The sequence below is a fragment of the Intestinimonas sp. genome (assembly GCF_026169115.1).
In the GTDB taxonomy this organism is placed as follows: Bacteria; Bacillota; Clostridia; order Oscillospirales; family Oscillospiraceae; genus Intestinimonas.
The window spans coordinates 12,736-30,799 of record NZ_JAPFEA010000029.1 but is presented as its reverse complement, the minus strand read 5'-3'; the positions used below and the strand labels follow the sequence as shown (position 1 = coordinate 30,799).

At 64.8% G+C, this 18,064-nt stretch carries 15 protein-coding genes; all 15 read right to left on the bottom strand.

The window, feature by feature from the left end:
* Positions 1–15: 15 nt before the first annotated feature.
* The 15 genes from Q0Y09_RS02820 to Q0Y09_RS02750 all read right to left on the bottom strand — a co-directional run bounded on the left by Q0Y09_RS02820 (position 16) and on the right by Q0Y09_RS02750 (position 18,061).
* A complete protein-coding gene (locus Q0Y09_RS02820) occupies positions 16–1,320 on the bottom strand; it encodes a hypothetical protein (RefSeq protein ID WP_297717277.1) in 1,305 nt (434 codons plus the stop codon).
* Positions 1,321–1,454: 134 nt separating this feature from the next.
* The gene (locus Q0Y09_RS02815) at positions 1,455–2,504 is read right to left on the bottom strand and encodes a beta-methylgalactoside transporter (protein WP_297717274.1); all 1,050 of its coding nucleotides are present in this window, start codon (positions 2,502–2,504) and stop codon (positions 1,455–1,457) included.
* A gap of 17 nt (positions 2,505–2,521) precedes the next feature.
* Positions 2,522–4,021 carry a sugar ABC transporter ATP-binding protein gene (locus tag Q0Y09_RS02810; RefSeq protein WP_297717271.1) on the bottom strand — a complete coding sequence of 500 codons (1,500 nt, stop codon included), beginning with the start codon at positions 4,019–4,021 and terminating at the stop codon, positions 2,522–2,524.
* Positions 4,022–4,204: 183 nt separating this feature from the next.
* Positions 4,205–5,377, bottom strand: a complete 1,173-nt coding sequence (locus Q0Y09_RS02805; protein WP_317380757.1) for a galactose ABC transporter substrate-binding protein — start codon at positions 5,375–5,377, stop codon at positions 4,205–4,207.
* 155 nt (positions 5,378–5,532) lie between these two features.
* Positions 5,533–6,558 carry a galactose ABC transporter substrate-binding protein gene (locus Q0Y09_RS02800; protein ID WP_297717269.1) on the bottom strand — a complete coding sequence of 342 codons (1,026 nt, stop codon included), beginning with the start codon at positions 6,556–6,558 and terminating at the stop codon, positions 5,533–5,535.
* A gap of 20 nt (positions 6,559–6,578) precedes the next feature.
* On the bottom strand, positions 6,579–7,487 hold the full coding sequence (locus Q0Y09_RS02795) for a substrate-binding domain-containing protein (RefSeq protein ID WP_297717266.1): 909 nt from the start codon (positions 7,485–7,487) through the stop codon (positions 6,579–6,581).
* Positions 7,487–9,286, bottom strand: a complete 1,800-nt coding sequence (locus Q0Y09_RS02790) for a sensor histidine kinase (protein ID WP_297717264.1) — start codon at positions 9,284–9,286, stop codon at positions 7,487–7,489. Before Q0Y09_RS02790 ends, Q0Y09_RS02795 begins: the two co-directional genes overlap by 1 nt.
* Positions 9,287–9,442: 156 nt before the next feature.
* Positions 9,443–9,667: an AraC family transcriptional regulator gene (locus tag Q0Y09_RS02785; protein ID WP_297717261.1), complete on the bottom strand. Its 225-nt coding sequence runs from the start codon at positions 9,665–9,667 to the stop codon at positions 9,443–9,445.
* Positions 9,668–9,891: 224 nt separating this feature from the next.
* Positions 9,892–11,472 (bottom strand): response regulator, encoded by a 1,581-nt coding sequence (locus Q0Y09_RS02780; RefSeq protein ID WP_297717258.1) that lies wholly within the window; start codon positions 11,470–11,472, stop codon positions 9,892–9,894.
* A 20-nt stretch (positions 11,473–11,492) separates the two neighbouring features.
* Positions 11,493–12,530 carry an aldose epimerase family protein gene (locus Q0Y09_RS02775; RefSeq protein WP_297717255.1) on the bottom strand — a complete coding sequence of 346 codons (1,038 nt, stop codon included), beginning with the start codon at positions 12,528–12,530 and terminating at the stop codon, positions 11,493–11,495.
* Positions 12,527–13,819: a galactokinase family protein gene (locus Q0Y09_RS02770; RefSeq protein WP_297717252.1), complete on the bottom strand. Its 1,293-nt coding sequence runs from the start codon at positions 13,817–13,819 to the stop codon at positions 12,527–12,529. Before Q0Y09_RS02770 ends, Q0Y09_RS02775 begins: the two co-directional genes overlap by 4 nt.
* 108 nt (positions 13,820–13,927) lie before the next feature.
* The gene (nagA, locus tag Q0Y09_RS02765) at positions 13,928–15,055 is read right to left on the bottom strand and encodes an N-acetylglucosamine-6-phosphate deacetylase (RefSeq protein WP_297717248.1); all 1,128 of its coding nucleotides are present in this window, start codon (positions 15,053–15,055) and stop codon (positions 13,928–13,930) included.
* Positions 15,052–15,798: a glucosamine-6-phosphate deaminase gene (nagB, locus tag Q0Y09_RS02760; protein WP_297717245.1), complete on the bottom strand. Its 747-nt coding sequence runs from the start codon at positions 15,796–15,798 to the stop codon at positions 15,052–15,054. The genes nagA and nagB overlap by 4 nt, the downstream gene beginning before the upstream one ends.
* 194 nt (positions 15,799–15,992) lie before the next feature.
* Positions 15,993–16,934, bottom strand: coding sequence for an ABC transporter permease (locus tag Q0Y09_RS02755; RefSeq protein WP_297717242.1), 942 nt, complete (start codon positions 16,932–16,934; stop codon positions 15,993–15,995).
* Complete coding sequence (locus tag Q0Y09_RS02750) at positions 16,934–18,061, bottom strand: ABC transporter permease (RefSeq protein ID WP_297717239.1); 1,128 nt, start codon at positions 18,059–18,061, stop codon at positions 16,934–16,936. The genes Q0Y09_RS02755 and Q0Y09_RS02750 overlap by 1 nt, the downstream gene beginning before the upstream one ends.
* Between the last annotated feature and the right edge of the window lie 3 nt (positions 18,062–18,064).

Sequence of the window (18,064 nt, the reverse complement as noted above, 5' to 3'; positions counted from 1 at the left end):
CACATTGTATGCGGTTTACGGATTCAATAGGGCCGCCGCCGCGGTCCCCACCAGATTGGCGTCGGCCACCTGGCGGAAGGCCAGATGCCGACCCAGCGTACCGGTGATATAGCTGCCGCACAGCCGTTCCAGCTTGCCCCGGAACAGATGTCCTTTATAGAAGGTGGATCCCTCCGCCACCACGCAGGCGGGGCGGTGGATGTGCTGCCCGGAACCGGTCTGGAGGAGGATGCCGGCCAGATTGGCGCACACCAGCCGGGCGGAGCGTTCCACCACCCGGTCTATGACGGTGTAGAGCATCTCCCGGTCTTCCTCCCCGCCGCAGGCGGCGGCCAGCAGATTCTCTCCATAGGGCCGGGCGGCGAAGGCGTCGGCCTGGACCATGGTGAGCCCTTCCAAACCGGTCAGGAAGTCGCTCAGTCCGGAGGAAAAGAGCCCGTCCGCCGCCCCCTGCCGGAGGGCCCGCCACACCAGCTCCCCCTGATAGCGTCCGGAGACCATCTTCTCATAGTGGCACAGGCCGGGGTCCACGCTGTTCTCGTCCAGCGCCCGGTCAAAGGCGCTCATCGGAACGCCGTCGAACCGGGCCGACTCCATATTGATGAGCATGGTGTCCCGGTCCCAGGGGGTGGTCACCTTGCCCAGCTGCTCCCGGCGCTCCACATAGCAGGTGTTGACGCCGGTACCGTAAATGAGGCCGATATACCCGTCAAAATGCTCCTCTCCCAGGGCGGCCACGCCCCCCAGCAGGGCGGCCACCGTATCGTTGAGGACCACGAAGGCGACCCCCTCCGCCCCCTTGGCCGCCAGGGCAGCCGAGAGGTCCCGGCCCAGCTCCTTCCCGGCGGAGCCGGAGATCTGGACCTGCTTGGAGAGGTTGAGGACCCTCCCGTCCCGGTTGGGCAGGATCTCGGCGGCGTAGGAGAAGCAGAAACCCACCCGGCGGCTCCGGTCCGTGAGGGGGAGGATAGCGTCGGAGACCTGGTCCACGAAGGTCTCCCAGGTGATGGGTTCCTGAGAGCCGGGCATGGGGAAGACCCGCAGCCCCTCCACAACCGGCCCATGGTCGGTGATGGTGACCAGACCGATGCGGAAGTTGGTGCCGCCGGCATCGATGACGATGGTGGGGGTGTCCCTGGGGATGTCCCCGTCCAGGGACAGATAGGTGGGCAGCATCATCATCCAGGCATCCGGATCCCCCCGGAGCCCCCGTTCCATGTCGGCCTGAAAGGCTCTGGCGCAGGCGTCCACATCCACCAGGGCGGGGTCCAGGCCATAGGTCCGCAAAAATGCCTGGGTCTTGCCGATGACATCGGCCATATGATTCACCTCTCTATGATCTGGCGGACCCACGGTCCGCCGATATGGCAAAAAGGGACAGGGCAGACTGACTGCCCTGTCCCTTATTGTACCATGATTTCGTGCCGCTGCACAGTCCTTTGGAAAAAACTCTCTTACTTCTTGGCCAGATACTTGCGCATATCCAGGGCGCAGGCGAAGAGGATGATGGCGCCCTTGATGAGGTACTGGAGGTTGGGGTCCACCTTCATCATGGTCAGGCCGATGAAGATGAGGCGGAGCATTAGCACGCCGATGACGATACCGCGGATCTTACCGATGCCGCCGACGAAGGAGACGCCGCCGATGACGCAGGCCGCGATGGCGTCCAGCTCGTAGTTGAGACCGGTGTTGGCGGTGTTGGAGCCGATGCGGGCGCCCTCGATGAAGCCGGTGAAGCCATACATGGCGCCGGCCAGGGCGAAGACCATGACGGTGGTGAGGAAGACGTTGACGCCGGAGACCCGGGCGGCCTCCTCATTGGCGCCCAGGGCAAACATGTTCTTGCCGAAGGTGGTCTTGTTCCAGATGAACCACATGAGGATGGTGAGGGCGATGGCGAACCAGACATAGTTGGGGATGGCGACGCCGCCCACCTTCAGGATGGAGCCCTTGACGAAGTCGGTGTAGGAGGCGTCCAGATTGGAGATGGCCATACCCTTGTTGTTGCCCTGCTGGACGTACAGCAGCAGCAGGGTGTAGACGATGAGCTGGGTGCCCAGGGTGACGATGAAGGGGTGGAGCTTGAACTTGGCCACGAACAGGCCGTTGAAGGAGCCGATGACGGCGCCGATGAGCATGGCGATGGGGATGACCACCCAGATGGGCAGGGTGCCGATCTCAGGCCACATCTTGTTGGCCAGGTTGGTGGTGCTCTGGAGGAGGGAGGCCGAGATACAGGCGGTGAGGCCCACGATACGACCGGCGCTCAGGTCGGTGCCGGTGAGGACAATACAGCCGGCGATACCCAGGGCGGCGGGCAGGTAGGCAGCCGTCTGGGAGATGATGTTGATGATGGAGGTGGGCTTGAGGAAATTCTCATTGGATATGGCGATGTAAATGACGGCCACCACCATCAGGATGATGAGGGCGTTATTGAGAATCAGGTCTCCGATCCGCTTGGCATCCCAAGCCGGCTTTTCCAGGGTCTTGGTCTCGTTACTCATTGCTCGGTTCCTCCCCTTTACACATATTTGGCGGCCAGGGTCAGGATCTCCTCCTGGCTGGTGTTCTTGGCGTCTACCTCGCCGGCCAGCTGGCCGCCGGACATGACCAGAATACGGTCGCACACGCCCAGCAGCTCCGGCATCTCGGAGGAGACCATGATGACTCCCTTGCCCTGGTTGGCCAGGTCGATGATGAGCTCGTAGATCTCATACTTTGCGCCCACGTCGATGCCGCGGGTGGGCTCGTCCAGCAGCAGCACCTCCGGCTTGGTGAGGAGCCACCGGCCGATGATGACCTTCTGCTGGTTGCCGCCGGAGAGGGAACGGATCTGGGTGGACTGGCTGGGGGTCTTGATGTGCATGGCCTGGATGGCCCAGTCGGTATCCTCCCGCATCTTTTTGTCGCTCAGGCAGATGCCGCCCATGAGGTAGCTTTTCAGGTTGGAGATGACGGTGTTCTCCTTGATGTCCCGGATGCCGAAGATACCGGTGGCCCGGCGCTCCTCGGTGAGGAGGGCGAAGCCGTTCTTGATGGACTCCCGGGGAGAGCGGTTCTTGATCTCCTTGCCGTGGAGCGTGATGGTGCCGCCGCCCTTGGTCATGGCGCCGAAGAGATTCTCCAGCACCTCGGTCCGTCCGGAGCCGTCCAGGCCGGCGATGCCCAGGATCTCGCCCTTCTGGAGCTGGAAGGAGGCGTCCTTGAGCCGGGTGTACTTGCCGGAGAGGTGCTGCACGTCCAGGATGACCTCGCCGGGCTTGTTGGTCTTGGGCGGGAAGCGGTTGGTGAGCTCGCGGCCCACCATCAGCTTGATGATCTCGTCCATGGTGAGCTCCTTGGCCGACCGGGTGGCCACCCAGGTGCCGTCCCGCATGATGGTGACGTCGTCACTGATGCGGAGGATCTCCTCCATCTTGTGGGAGATGTAGATGATGCCGCAGCCCTTGTCCCGGAGCATGTTGATGATGCGGAACAGGTGCTCCACCTCGGTCTCCGTGAGGGAGGAGGTGGGCTCGTCAAACACGATGATCTTGGAGTCATAGGAAACCGCCTTGGCGATCTCCACCATCTGCCGCTGGGAGACCGGCATGGTGGACATGATGGTCTTGGGGTCCACATTGACCTCCAATTCCTCAAAGATCTCCTTGGTCCGCTTGGCCATGGTGCGTTCGCTGACCATGAGCCCTCCCACCTTGGGATAGCGGCCCAGCCACAGGTTGTCCATTACGCTGCGGGTCAGGGCCTGGTTGAGCTCCTGGTGGACCATGGCCACGCCGTTCTCCAGGGCCTCCTTGGAGTTTTTGAAGTTGACCTCCTTGCCGTCCAGGACGATGGTGCCGCTGTCTCTGGAATAAATACCAAAGAGACATTTCATCAGCGTGGATTTGCCTGCGCCGTTCTCGCCCATCAGGGCATGGACGGTGCCGGGCCGGACCGTCAGGTGGACGTTGTCCAGGGCCTTGACGCCGGGGAAAGACTTGCTGATGTCGCGCATTTCCAGCAGTACCGGCTGATCCATATGCTTCCTCCTCCTTTTCCGATTCTCTTCCTCAGAGCCTCTGCTTCAGGCGCGCCCTCCCGTGGCCGGGCCGGAGAGGATGCGTCTCAAGCAGATGCTCCGCAATGAGAAGAAACGGGGCTGCCGGCAAGCCGGCAGCCCCGCTCGTCTTTTGGTTTCTTGGGGCCGATCGAGCGTGTAAAATTACTCGGCGGTGTAGAGACCGTAAGGCACGCGGATCTTGTTGACCTTCACGGTGCCGTCGTCGTTGAGGTCCACGATGTAGCCGCCGGCCTCATCGATGCCGTCCATCACGGCGCCGCCGTTCTGAACATTGGCCACCAGAGCGGTGATGGTGCTGGCCATACCCTCGGCGTCCTGCATGACGGTACCGGTCATCTTGCCCTCGTCGATGGCCTGCTTGGCGGAGTCGATGGCGTCCACGCCGAAGACGGGGATGGTGACGCACTCACCGTCGCCCAGGTTGTAGCCGGCGGTCTGGAGGGAGGAGATGGCGCCCATGGCCATGTCGTCGTTGTTGGCGATGACCAGCTCGACCATGTTGCCGTTGGCCTCGGAGTACTCAGCCAGGATGGTGTCCATGTAGGCCACAGCAGCGGCGGAGGACCAGGTGCCGTTCTGGTCGACCAGGTACTTGGTGGCCACATCGGCGCCGGCGTAGTAGGAGAGAGCTTCCTTGCCGCCCTCGGTCAGGATGGCGTCGGCGTCCTCCACGGCGTACTGGGTGCGGAACTCGGCCTCGGCGTTGCCCTCCTGGCCCTTGAACATGACGTAGGAGATCTTGCCGTCGCCGTTGAGGTCCACGGTGTCATAGTTGGCCATCAGGAAGTCGCCGATCATCTTGCCCTGCATGTGGCCGGCCTCGGGGGCGTCGGTGCCAACGAAGGCGCACTTGTCGTAGCTGTTGACCACGTCGTCAGAGACCTCGCGGTTGAAGAAGATGATGGGGATGCCGGCGGCCTTGGCGGCGTCCACAGCGTTCTGAGCGGCGTCGGGAGAAGAGGTCTCCACGATGTTGACAATCAGCAGATTGGCGCCGTTGGCGATGGCGGTGGAGATCTGGTCGGTCTGCTGGTTCTGGTTACCAGCGCCGTCGTAGTTGTCGGGGGTGATGCCCATCTCGCCCAGCATGGTGTCCATGTTGTTGCGGACGCTGGAGATGTAGATATCGGAGTAGTTGTAGTAGAAGACGGCCACGTTCAGGTCGGAGACAGCGCCGGTCTCGGCGGGAGCGCCGCTCTCAGCGGGAGCCGTGGTCTCGGGGGCGGGGGTCTCCTTGTTGCCGCCGGAGCAAGCGGCGATGCTCAGGCACATGGTGCCAGCCAGGAGCAGAGCGGACAGCTTTTTCAGTTTCATGTAAGATCCTCCTTGATTTTGTTTGGCGGCTCTTTTGGAGCTCTACCGTGTTTATCATACCACGAAACCCTGGAAAAGGCCATAGCAAAAATCACCGTTTACCATAAATAATCTATTTTTCCCTTTTTGTTCTTTGTCATTTTTATGCAAAATACTCAACGATTTCTGGTGGAAAAGCCGAAAGGCTCCGTTTCGGCCCTCTGGATGTGCATGGGGATGCGGATGACGCCCCCCTCTGCGTCCTCCAGCCCCTCCGGCTCCTCCCCGTCGGACAGCGCCCGGGCCAGGTCGAAAATGGCCTGACCGTGGGCGGCATAGTCCATAATCACCGTGCCCAGGAGCCGCCCCTCCTCCACTGCCGCCAGGCCCTGGGGCGTGCCGTCGATGCCCACGATGTTCCCCAGGTCCAGCCCCAGCCGTTCCACGGCGTCGGCGGCCCCCAGCGCCATGTCGTCGTTGTTGCAGAGGATGAGTTCGATGTCGGGGCGTTCCAGCAGCCAGCCCTCGGTGAGGACGTCGGCCTGACTGCGCTCCCAGTTGGCGATGCCGCTCTCCACCCGCTCCAGAGGGACGCCGGCGTCCCGCAGGGTCTGGACCGCCACCTCGGTGCGGATCATGGCATCCTGATGGCGGCTCTCTCCCTCCAGCATGGCATACTGGAGGACGCCGTCTCCGTTTTTGTCCAGGGCAGCGGGCTCCCGCTCCCACAGCTCCAATACGATCCGGGCCTGGAGCTGGGCCGACTGCCGGGCGTCGGAGCCCACATAGTAGACCTTTTCCCAGCTCTCCAGGTCCTCCTGGACCGGCTCCCGGTTGAAGAAGACCACGGGTACGTCGGCCTTGCGGGCCTTGCCGATGACCCGGGCGGCGTCGGTCCGGTCCACCAGATTGACACACAGCACATCGTAGCCCAGAGAGAGGAAGCGGTCGATCTGCTCATTCTGGGTATTCTGGTTCTCCTGGGCGTCAGAGAGGCTGATCTGGACCCGGCGGCCAGTCTCTCCGCTCCAGTGCTCAGCCGCCTCCTCCATGGCCTGGGTCATGTTGGTGATGTAGGTGTCCGAGCCCTTGTAGACCGCCACGCCGATGCGCAGGGTCTCCCCCTCGCCGCTCCCGCTGGGGGCGCAGCCGCTCAGGCACAGCAACGCCGCCGCCAGGAGGGCCCCCATCCGCCTTTTCATCGCGCTTCCTCCCCTCTGTCTCACGTCACCGGAAACAGGATCTGGTCCATGGGGTCGGTGAACATATTCTCCGCGGTGACGGTGTAGCAGTCCAGGACCCGGTCCTGGGGCTGCCCGCCCTCCAGGCGCTCCAGCACACTCAGCAGGCTCAGATAGCCTGCGTCATAGTCGCTTTGGAGCACCAGGGCCGCCGCCGCCCCCGTCTCCAGGCCATTCAGGATATTGGTGGACGCGCCAACGCCGTAGACCGGCCCGCCCCAACTGCACAGCGCCTCTGTCATGGCGGGCTCCAGCGCCGCCACGGGCTGCCCATTTGGCTCCGGGAGCGCGTCCACAGAGGCTGCTGTCACCGTTTTCCATGCCACTCCCCGGGCCCGAAGCCCCTCTTTCAGCCCCTGATACCGGCGCAGAGCCGACGCGCCCTCCCGGCCATTCAGGACCACGGTGCAGGAAGCCGCGCCGCTGTCGGCCACGGCGTCGGCCAGACGTCTGCCCAGTTCCTCCTGAGAAGCCGAGATGGCGCAGACCCCGTCCACACCGGGCAGGCCGGGTCCGGCCACGGTCACCGCCAGGTCTGCCGGCGCGTCCTCCAGCGTCTCAGCCAGGGCGTCGCCGTCCACGGGCACCAAGATGACCCCATCCAGCTCGCCGTCCTCCCACTCCCGGCGCAGCTGCCCGGCCTGGGCCGCGCTGACGTCGCCCTCATACCGGGCGACATAACGGACGTCTACATTTCGCTCCCGGGCGGCCTTGTCCACGCCCAGGCGGAAGTTCTGCCAGTAGGTCTCGTCCGTGCCGTCCAGCAGCACGGCCACCCGCCGGATCTCCTGGGGCCGGTCAGCCAAAGCGTCCTGGAGCAGCATCACACCCAGGGCGGCGGCCAGCACCAGCAGCACCCCGAAAAAGAGATGGCGCTCATTCCTGTTCATCAGCTCTCCTCCATTTCCCCGTAGGGCACCGCCGGCAGGCGCAGGGTGACCACGGTCCCCTCATCCGGCTCCGACTGGATGGTGACGCCATAGTCCGGGCCAAAATAGAGCCGGATGCGCTCCTGGACATTCCGCAGTCCGATGCCGGAGCCCCGCTTTCCGGTACTCTGGGGATCCGGCTGGGGCGGCGCTGTGAGGAGGCGTTCCACCACGTCGGGGGGCATGCCCAGGCCGTTGTCCGAGATGGTGATGGTGAGGGTCTGGCCGTCGGTGGCCGCCCGGATGTCGATAAGCCCATCCCCGTCCATAAAATCCATGGAGTGGTAGATGGCATTCTCCACGATGGGCTGCACCACCAGCTTGATGGTGGTGAGGCTGGCGGCCTCCTCGGGGCAGGTGATCTGGTAGCGGAATTTGTTCTTGTACCGCATCTCCTGGATGAGGAGGTAGTTGCGCACATGCTCCAGCTCGTCCCGGACGGGGATGATGTTCCGGCCCTTGGCCAGGCTCAGTCGGAAAAACCGGGCCAGAGCGGTGACCACCCGGACGGCGTCCTCCCGCTGGCCGTTTTCGATCATCCAGACGATGATATCCAGGGTGTTGTAGAGGAAATGGGGGTTGATCTGGGCCTGGAGGGCGTTGAGCTCACTCTTTTGCTTGGCCGCGTGCTCCCGGACCATGTCGTCGCTGAGCTGACGCAGCCGGTCCACCATGTGCTGGATGGCGGCCCCCAGCTCCCGGGTCTCGGTGGTCCCCCCCACATAGATGGCGGGCGGCGTTCCCCCCTCCTCCACCGCGCCCACCGACTCCTGCAGCCGGCGCAGCGGCTCGGTGAGCTTCCGGGAGAGGAGGACGTTCATGAGGATCAGCAGCTCCAAATAGACGCAGAGGATGACCGCCAGGAAGGGCAGCGTATGCCGCAGGCTCATCATGAAGACGGGGCGCTCCACCACTCCCACCAGCTTCCAGCCGGTGTAGCCCACGCTCTGGACGATGACGGAGCGGCGGCTCCCCTCCCAGTCCTCGGTGTAGACCCCATCGGAAAGGGCGGCGGCCCAGAGGTTGTTCTCCCGGACCTGTCCCGAGGCGATCAGGGTGCGCTCCGGGTGGTAGATGAGGGCGCCCGCCCCGTCCACCAGGTAGACATAGCCGCTGCCGGAGAGCTTTACGCTCTGAAAGAGGGCGGTGAGGGCGCTGTACTTCAGATCGATGAGGAGGACGCCCAGCTGGGTGTCGCTGCCCCCGGTGAGCTCCACAGCGCAGGAGAGGGAGATCACCCGCTTGTACCCGCTGTCGGTGTTCTCAAAGAGGTTCTGGACGGCGGGGACCCCGAAGTGGAGGTTCTCTGTTCGCTCCATGGCCACGGTGAACCAGGGGGCCGACGCCACGTCGGCCTTCTCCCGCACCTTGGCCGCCGGTGCAGTGGCCACCAGCCTTCCATCGCCGGTGAACAGGGCCACATTTTCCACATAATCGCTGTATGTGTCGTAGAGGAGCCGGATCTTCTCCCCCACCGGCTCCTGCTCCAGGTCCGTATTTTTGACTACATTATAATAAATGGCGTCGGAGAGCCGGATCATATCCCGCAGATAGGTGCTCAGGGACTGGTTGACCTGACTGACCAGGATCTGGTTTTCCTCCTGGATGGCCTCGTCCATCTGCCGGGAAAACCGGGCGTACAGGGTCATGCCGGTGAGGAGGACGGCCACCAGGGCGCTGACCGTAAAGGAAGCAAACATCACATACCGGATGCTGCCCCGGGAAAACCGTTTTCCCAGCCGTTCGATGAGCCCGCGCATGTTCTGTCCCCTCCCTCTGTGTATGAAACAAGGCCGGCCATGGGCCGGCCTTGTTGAGCCTGTCGACAAAGTCGACAGGCTCGCTCAAAAATGCAAGCATTTTTTCGAAGGGATACAGGCCGCTGCATCGCACTTCGTCCGGGCCCAAAAGGTGGGCTACTTCCGGAATTGCGACGGGGACACCCCGAATCGCTTCTTGAACACATAGCTGAAATAGTTGGGCTCGTCGTAGCCCTTCCCGCAAAAGGCTTCGCCTTGTGCGGGGGCCCCAGGGAGACAGCACTTCCTCGGCGGAAGTGAATTCCGCCTGCGGCAAGGTTTTGCTCTGCGGCAAAACCCTGGGGCGCGGATGACCCGCGTCCCGCCTGCGGCGGGGCCCAAAAGGGGGGCTACTTCCGGAACTGCGCCGGGGACACCCCGAATCGCTTCTTGAACACTTATCTGAAATAGTTGGGCTCGTCGTAGCCCTTCCCTGAAAAGTCTTCGCCTTGTGCGGGGGGCCCCAGGGAGACAGCACTTCCTCGGCGGAAATGAATTCCGCCTGCGGCAAAACCCTTGGGCGCGGATGACCCGCGTCCCGCCTGCGGCGGGGCCCGAAAGGTGGGCTACTTCCGGAATTGCGACGGGGACACCCCGAACCGCTTCTTGAACACATAGCTGAAATAGTTGGGCTCGTCATAGCCCACCTTTTCGGCCACCATATAGGTCTTGTCGTCGGTGGCGCGCAGCAGCTCCACCGCGTGCTCCATGCGCACGTCGGTGAGGTACTGGACGTAGCTCCGCCCGGTCTCCTGCTTGAAGATGGTGGAGAAATAGGACTGGCTGATGTGCAGGTGCTCGCACAGCCGGTCCACCGACAGCCCGGAGTCCGGGTAATGCTCCCGGATATACCGCTCCGCCTCCTCCACCAGCCGCTTGGCGGTGGAGACCCGACGCTGGTCCATGCAGCCGCTCATGTTGAGACAGACCGACAGCAGCCAGTCCCGGAGGGCCTCCATCGGGGCGTCCTCCGCCAGGAGCTTGATCCAGCTTCCCCGTGGCCCCAGCATGGCCTCCTCCCCCAGCCGGCAGCGGCGGAGGATGGACAGCAGCGTTCCCAGGATGCCCAGGACCCTGGACTGGTCGCTCCACTCCCCCTCCCCGTCGGAGAGCAGCTTATCCACCATGGCGGCGATCTGCTCCCGGGTGCCGAACTTGATGACGGAGAGGAGCTGCTGTTCCCTGTGGCCGTCCCACTCCGGGGCGGTCCGGTCCAGCCGCTCCATGTCCTGGATATAGATGGGCTTCCCCAGGCCCACCACCGCCCGGTATTCCAGGGCGGTCCTGGCCTCGGCGCAGGAGCGGCAGAGCTCCGCCAGGCTCTGACAGGGCCGGCCGATGCCCACCGCCAGGGTGACGCCGAGGATGCGCTTGCACTCCGTGCAGACCTCTCCCAGCAGCCGCATGAGACTCTCCACCGGGTCCCGCTCCCAAGCGGTGGCCACCAGGATGGAGGGCACCCCCAGCACGATCTCGCTGCCGCACCGGTCCCAGAGGGCATCGCTCAGCATCTGCCGCACCGAAACGGGCACCAGCTCATCGCTGAGGGCGGGCCGCCCCTCGCCGCCGTGGACGATGTCACACACCGCCGCCACCTTATAGGCCCCCTCCCGGACGGCCAGACCGAACCGCTCCGCCTGAGCCTCCAGCACCTGGGGGTCCATGGGGCCCCGCAGGAGGTCCAGAAGAAATTTCTCCCGCAGCAGCGGCAGACTCTCCTGATAGGCTTGGGTGAGCTGGCGGATGTTCCGCCGCTGCTCGATCTCGGCGTCCAGCGTCCCGCGCACCCGGTCCAGGATGGCGGTGAGCTCAGCGGCGTTCACCGGCTTGAGGACGTACTCCACCACATTGAGTTTGATGGCCTCCTTGGCGTATTCAAACTCGTCAAAGCCGGAGAAGACGATGAGCTTCAGGTTGGGCTTGCGCCGGGCCAGCTCCGCCCCCAGCTCCAGCCCGTCCATGAAGGGCATCTTGATGTCCGTGAGGACCACGTCCAGCTCCAGGGTCTCCGCCTTTTCCAGGGCGTCCCGGCCATTCTCGGCGTCGGCCACGATCTCGAAGCCCACCGCCCGCCAGTCGATCTTCCGGGCGATGGCCTGCCGCACCTCGGCCTCGTCATCGACGATCATGATCTTATAGAGACGCACCGGGACGCCCCCTTCCTGTCTCAATCCCGCCCGAAGGCGAAAAGGATCTCCTGATGATACCGCTCCCCTGCTCTCAGGACCACGGAGGGGAAGCCGGGCTGGTTCACCGCGTCGGGGAAGCCCTGTGCCTCCAGCGCCACCCCGCAGCGGGGGGCGTACCGCGCCCCGTCCTTTCCCGCCATCTCCGGCAGGAAGTTGCCGGTGTAGACCTGGAGCCCGGGCTGGGTGGTGGAGAGGGTCATGGTGATGCCGCTCTCCGGCGCGGCCAGCACCGCCGCCCGGCGCAGTCCGGTCCCACGAAGGGCCCAGTTGTGGTCATAGCCCCTCCCCTGACGGATCTGGGGGTGCTCCTCGTCCCAGCCGGCCTCCAGCGGGCGGGCCGTCCGCAGGTCAAAGGGCGTACCCACCACCGAGACCAGGGTGCCGTTGGGGCAGTTGTCCTCTCCCAGCTCGGTGAAGGCGATGGCATCCACGCTCAGGGTGTGGCTCCCCACGCCGCCCGCGCCGTGGCCGTTCAGGTTCCAATAGGCATGGCTGGTGAGGTTCACCACCGTGTCGGCGTCGCTCTCCCCCTCCAGCACCAGATGCAGGGCATTGTCCTCCGTCAGGGTGTAGCTCGCCCGCACCGCCAACGCGCCGGGATAGCCCTCCTCCCCGTCGGGGGAGGTGCGGGAAAAGACCACCGTATCTCCCTGGATGCTGTGGTCCCAGACATACTGGTCAAAGCCCTTTACCCCGCCGTGGAGCTGCTTGGGGGGCTCGTTGGCCGGGAGCACATATTCCCGGCCATCCAGGGTGAACCGGGCCCCCCGGATGCGGTTGGCGCACCGGCCCACCAGGGCGCCCAGATAGCCCTGGTGCTTCTCCTGGTACTCCTGCGCGGTATCAAAGCCCAGGCAGACGTCCCGCAGGACGCCCGTCCGGTCAGGGACGGCCACCGCCCGCAGGATGGCGCCGTAGTCCAGCACCTCCGCCCAGGCGCCCGACCTGTTTTCCAGCCGGAAACAGGTCACCGGGGCCCCCTCGGCGGTGGTCCCGAAGGGTCTGGCCGAGATCATGCCTGTCCCTCCGCCGTCACCCGGATGCCGCCCGCGGGCCGCACCGACAGGTCATGGCAGGTGCCCGCGCCGAAGACGGACTCCATCTCCCGGCGAAAGTCCTCCAGCTGTCCCACGGGCACAAATGCCTGGACGGTGCCGGCAAAGCCGCCGCCGTGGACCCGCCACGCGCCGTCCTTCTCCAGCAGCCGCCCGCACAGGGCCAGGGCCAGGGAGAGGCTGCGCTCCGACGGGTCGCCGGAGGGATAGATGTTCTGCAAAAGGTCCATGGAGGAGACGCCGGAGGCCCGGACCAGGGTCAGGAACCGGGCAAAGTCCCCCTTCCGCAGGGCGTCGGCCTGGTCCAGCACCCGCTGGTTGTCGCCATAGAAGTGCATGGCCCGCAGGAGGGCCCGGTCGGACACCTTGCCCCGGAGCTCTCCCAGCCGGGCATAGAACTCCGCCGGGTCGGTCTCACCCAGCACGTCCTTGCCCAGCAGAGCGGCCACCGCCCCCATCTCCTGGGGGATGGCGGCGTACTCGTCGGTGAGACCCGCGTGGCTGCCGCCGGCATCGATGAGACACAGGGCATAGCCGTGGTCGGCGGGGATGCAGGGGATGGACTCCACCACCGGCGCGCTGGGATCGGCAAAGTCCATCAGGCAGAAGTCGCCCACGGCGGAGGCACACTGGTCCATCAGGCCGCAGGGCTTGCCGAAATAGGTGTTTTCCGCAAACTGCCCCACCTTGGCGATGAGGACGGGCTCGGCCCGTCCGCCATTGTAGAGGCCGCTGAGGATGGTGCCCACCAGCACCTCATAGGCGGCGGAGGAGGAGAGCCCGGAGCCGGGGAGCACGTCGGAGCTCACATAGGCGTCAAAGCCGCCGTACCGCAGGTCCAGCTCATAAAACCGGGCGGCGATGCCCCGGATGAGGGCGGCGGTGGTCCCCTTCTCCTCGGGGACGATCTCCAGCTTTTCCAGATTGATGCGCTCTTCGCCGTGGCCCTCGGAGTAGATGCGGATGACATTGCGGTCATTCTTGGCCGCCACCGCCACCGCGTCCAGGGTGACGGCAGCCGCCAGGACCCTGCCCCGCTGGTGGTCGGTGTGGTTGCCGCCGATCTCACTGCGGCCGGGCGCGGAATAGAGCTCCACCGCATGCTCCCCGCTGAAGTGCTCGGCAAAGGCGTCCGCGATGCGCAGATACCGCTCCCGCTGGCCCTCCCAGCAGCCGGGATACAGCGTTCGGAAGGTCTCGTCGTAGGCGCCGGCGTTCAGCGCCTGCTTTAACTCCTGAATATTCATCATTCTCCGCCCTTCTTGGACTATGATCCAGGCCCTCTCCAGCCCGGTCGATAGTTGTATTGTACCCTCTTTTTCCCTGGCAGGCAAGGAACAATTTCCAAGCCGCCGGGCTCAGAGGTCTCCCGATACGGTCCGTCCCCGGAAGACCACCGCCCGGACGGCGAGGTCCCGGTCCAGCACCACCAGATTGGCCCGCTTGCCCGGCTCCAGGGAGCCCACGCGGCTGTCAATTCCGATGGCCCGGGCCGGGTTCACCGCCGCCGCCATCACCGCATGGTGGAGGGGGACTCCCATCTCCACCGCCGTCGCCATGCACGCCATGAGGTCGGTGGAGGAACCGGCCAGGGTGCCGTCGGACAGCGTGGCCCGTCGTCCGGCCACATGGACCGCCTGTCCCCCCAGGGTATAGTCCCCATCCGGCATGCCGGCGGCCCGCATGGTATCGCTGACCAGGATCACGCGGTCAGGCCCAAACATGCGGAAGGTGGCCCGGACCACCGACGGGTGGATGTGGACGCCGTCGCAGATGAGTTCCACCCGGCACGCCGGGGTATCGAAGGCCGCCCCCACCACCCCCGGCTCCCGATGGCCAAAGGGGGGCATGGCGTTATAGAGGTGGGTGACCTGCCGGGCCCCAGCCCGGAAGGCGGCCAGGGCCGTCTCGTAGTCGGCGGTGGTGTGGGCGATGGAGACGCACACCCGCTCCCCCACCCGCCGGATGAAGTCCAGCGCGCCGGGCCGCTCCGGCGCCACCGACACCAGCTTGACCAGGCCCTTGGACGCGGCCTGCAATTCCCGGAACAGCTCCACATCCGGGTCCCGGAGCCAGGCCCCGTTCTGGGCCCCCTTCTTCTCCGGGGAGAGGAAGGGGCCCTCCAGGTTGATGCCCACCAGGTCGGCGCCGCCCGCAGCCTCCTCCCGATGCCGCCGGGCATTGGCGCACATGGCCAGCAGGGCCGCCCGGTCCAGGGTCATCCCCGCCGGACAGATCTGGGTCACGCCCCTGGAAAGCTCGTAGTTGGCCATGACGGCCAGGCCCTCCGGGGAGGCGTCGCTGAAATCCGCCCCCCGGCAGCCGTGAAAGTGGAGGTCGGTAAGGCCGGGGATGAGCCAGCAGCCATCCGCCTCCACCACGGCGTCGTCTCCGCTGCGGAAGGAGATGAGCTCCCCGTCGGTACACACCTCCCGGCGGACAAAGCCATTTTGTACGTCAAAGACGTTTGCGCCGACGATCCTCACAGCACGGCCCCCGCCTCACGCAGGCCGCTGAGGGCGGCGGCGTCCCCCACCAGCACCACGTCCGGGTGGAGCTGGAGGATGGAGGCGGGCACCGCCGGGGTGATGGGTCCTGTAAAGGCCCGGCGGACCGCCTCGGCCTTGTCCGCGCCGCTGACGGCCACCAGCACCCGCCGGGCGGACATGATGCACCCGATGCCCATGGTGAGGGCCTGACGGGGTACCTCGTCCCTGGAGGCAAAGAAGCGGGCGTTGGCCTCGATGGTGCGCTCGGTGAGGTCTACCACATGGGTCTCCCTGACGAAGCACTCCCCCGGCTCATTGAAGCCGATGTGGCCGTTGTGCCCCAGACCCAGGAGCTGGAGGTCTGCGCCGCCCAGGCCCTCCACCAGGGCGTCATACCGGCGGCACTCGGCCTCCGGGTCGGCGGCCAGGCCGTCGGGGACGTGGGTGCGCGTTTGGTCGATGTCCACATGGGCAAAGAGATTGTGCTCCATGAAATACCGGTAGCTCTGGTCGTGGTCGGGCCCCAGGCCCTTGTATTCATCCAGGTTCACAGAGGTGACCGCCCGAAAACTGAGCAGCCCCTCCCGGTTCCAGGCGGCCAGTTGGCGGTAGGCGCCCACCGGCGTGGAGCCGGTAGCCAGGCCCAGCACACAGTCCGGCTTCCGAATGACCTCGGCGGCGATCACAGCCGCCGTCCGGCGGCTCATGGCATCGTAGTCAGCTTCCTGATAGATCCTCATAACATCGCTCCTTTTTGGGCATTGGGCGGGGACAGCATGACACCGTCCCCATCTGCTGATGCATACTGCCATTATTATATCGGCATATCCGCCAAAAGCCAAGGGGGAAAGGCAGCTTTTTCCCGTCGCCCACAAAAACAGAATGAGCCCCGGGACCTCTAGTCCCGGGGCTCATAGCAGGCAATAATTGGAGGTCAGCGCTGACCCTTGTCGTAGGGGATGCCCTCCGCCTTGGGCGCTCTGGACTTCTGGGAAGTGAAGGCCAGCACCACCAGGGAGACGATGTAGGGCAGCATATTGTAGACGGCGCTGGGCAGGTTCAGGTTTTTGAGCAGGTCGAAGCCGGTGTAGACGTTGCCCAGGGCCCGGAACAGGCCAAAGAGCAGCGCCGCCAGGGCGATGCGGGTGGGCTTCCACTGGCCGAAGATCATAACGGCCAGGGCCAGGAAGCCAAAGCCGGCCACGCCGTACTCAAATTTCCACTCGCTGACGCCGGCGGTGATGTAGACGATGCCGCCCAGGCCGCCCAGGAAGCCGGAGATGAGCACGCCGGCATAGCGCATGCGGTAGACGTTGATGCCCACGGAGTCGGCCGCCTGGGGGTGTTCGCCGCAGGCCATGAGCCGCAGGCCGAAGCGGGTGCGGTAGAGGACCACCCAGGAGCAGATGAGCGCCACGAGGGCGGCCAGCATGAACCAGTTGAACTCAAAGCCGCCGATGTTGACCAGGAAGGCTTTCTTCTGCTCGATATACTGGATGGTCGCTGAGACGTTGCCGGAGTCGGCAGCGGTGTTCATGGCCTTGACAAAGACGGTGGCGGCGGCGGTGGCCAGCAGATTCATGGCAGTGCCCACCAGCGTCTGATCGGCCTTGAAGTTGATGGCTGCCACGGCCAGCAGCAGGGAATAGAGCATGCCCAGGCACACGGCGGCCAGGACCACCAGGACGAACATCCCGATGGCGGGGAGGCCGGCGGGAGCAAACTTCATCATCAGAGCGCCGCCCAGGGCGCCCATGACCATGATGCCCTCCAGGCCGATGTTGATGACGCCGGAGTGCTCGGAGAAGCAGCCGCCCAGGGCCACCAGGATGAGGACAGAGGCGAAGATCAGGGTATATTGGATCAGCAGCAGCATTACTTCTCCTCTCCTTTCTGCTCCTGGGCCGCGCGGCGCTCGGCGCGGCGGTCCAGCCAGGCGGTGAGCGCCGTCTTGAAGAAGAGCACAAAGCCGCACAGATAGATGATGAGGGACGAGATGAGGTCGGAGATCTGGGCGGAATACATGGTCTTGTCCACATAGGCGCCGCCGTTGGTGATGTGCTGGATGAAGTAGGAGGAGAAGATGGCGCCAATGGGGTTCAGGCCGCCCAGGAAGGCGGCGGCAATGCCGTTGAAGCCCATGGCCGGCACCGAGGACTGGGTGCACTGCCACTGCTCAAAGCCGGTCAGGAAGAAGGCGCCGGCTCCCAGGCCGGCCAGGCCGCCGGCAATGGCCATAGTGAGGATGAGGTTGCGCTTTTCCTGCATGCCGCAGTACTTGGCGGCAAACTTGTTGCAGCCCGTGGCCCGCAGCTCGTAGCCCAGCTTGGTCTTCTCCAGCAGCACCCAGATGAGGACGGCCACGATCACCGTCAGGGGGATGGCGATGGTGACATACTGGTTGTTGGCGAAGAACTCGCCCAGACCCATACTGGGAATGATGGCCTTGGGGTTGGTGCTGGAGAGGGTCATGGTATAGGGACTGGCCGCCTCCTTCACGTTGCTCAGCAGGGCGTTGACCAGATAGAGGCTGATCCAGTTGAGCATGATGCAGGAGATGACCTCGTTGACGTTGCGGTAAGCCTTGAGGGCCCCGGAGATGGCCCCCAGGAGGGCCCCGGCCAGAATGGCGGCGATGAGACAGACGAACCAGGGCATCTGAAGCCCCAGAGCACAGTAAAGGCTGGCCCCCGCACCCACCACAAACTGGCCGGCGACGCCGATGTTAAAGAGGCCCACCTTGTAGGCAAAGAGGACCGACAGAGAGCACATGAGCAGCGGGGCCGTCTTGACCAGGGTGCTGCCCAGGTATTTCATCCGGGCAGGACCGCTGGGATAGTAGAAGAAGTTCTTGATGATGGTGAAGATAGCCTCTTTGGCCCCGGCGGGGTTGATGGCCAGGAGGACCAGATAGCCGATGACAAGGCCGATGAGGATGCACAGCAGAGAGGCCAGCAGGGACTGCACGCCCTTGTTGCGCAGGATCGAATTTTTCTGTTTCATCCC

Bases quoted from the DNA above. Each gene is read 5' to 3' on its own strand.
- Q0Y09_RS02820 (WP_297717277.1), bottom strand. From the start codon at position 1,320: ATGGCCGATGTCATCGGCAAGACCCAGGCATTTTTGCGGACCTATGGC.
- Q0Y09_RS02815 (WP_297717274.1), bottom strand. From the start codon at position 2,504: ATGAGTAACGAGACCAAGACCCTGGAAAAGCCGGCTTGGGATGCCAAG.
- Q0Y09_RS02810 (WP_297717271.1), bottom strand. From the start codon at position 4,021: ATGGATCAGCCGGTACTGCTGGAAATGCGCGACATCAGCAAGTCTTTC.
- Q0Y09_RS02805 (WP_317380757.1), bottom strand. From the start codon at position 5,377: ATGAAACTGAAAAAGCTGTCCGCTCTGCTCCTGGCTGGCACCATGTGC.
- Q0Y09_RS02800 (WP_297717269.1), bottom strand. From the start codon at position 6,558: ATGAAAAGGCGGATGGGGGCCCTCCTGGCGGCGGCGTTGCTGTGCCTG.
- Q0Y09_RS02795 (WP_297717266.1), bottom strand. From the start codon at position 7,487: ATGAACAGGAATGAGCGCCATCTCTTTTTCGGGGTGCTGCTGGTGCTG.
- Q0Y09_RS02790 (WP_297717264.1), bottom strand. From the start codon at position 9,286: ATGCGCGGGCTCATCGAACGGCTGGGAAAACGGTTTTCCCGGGGCAGC.
- Q0Y09_RS02775 (WP_297717255.1), bottom strand. From the start codon at position 12,530: ATGATCTCGGCCAGACCCTTCGGGACCACCGCCGAGGGGGCCCCGGTG.
- Q0Y09_RS02770 (WP_297717252.1), bottom strand. From the start codon at position 13,819: ATGATGAATATTCAGGAGTTAAAGCAGGCGCTGAACGCCGGCGCCTAC.
- nagB (WP_297717245.1), bottom strand. From the start codon at position 15,798: ATGAGGATCTATCAGGAAGCTGACTACGATGCCATGAGCCGCCGGACG.
- Q0Y09_RS02755 (WP_297717242.1), bottom strand. From the start codon at position 16,934: ATGCTGCTGCTGATCCAATATACCCTGATCTTCGCCTCTGTCCTCATC.
- Q0Y09_RS02750 (WP_297717239.1), bottom strand. From the start codon at position 18,061: ATGAAACAGAAAAATTCGATCCTGCGCAACAAGGGCGTGCAGTCCCTG.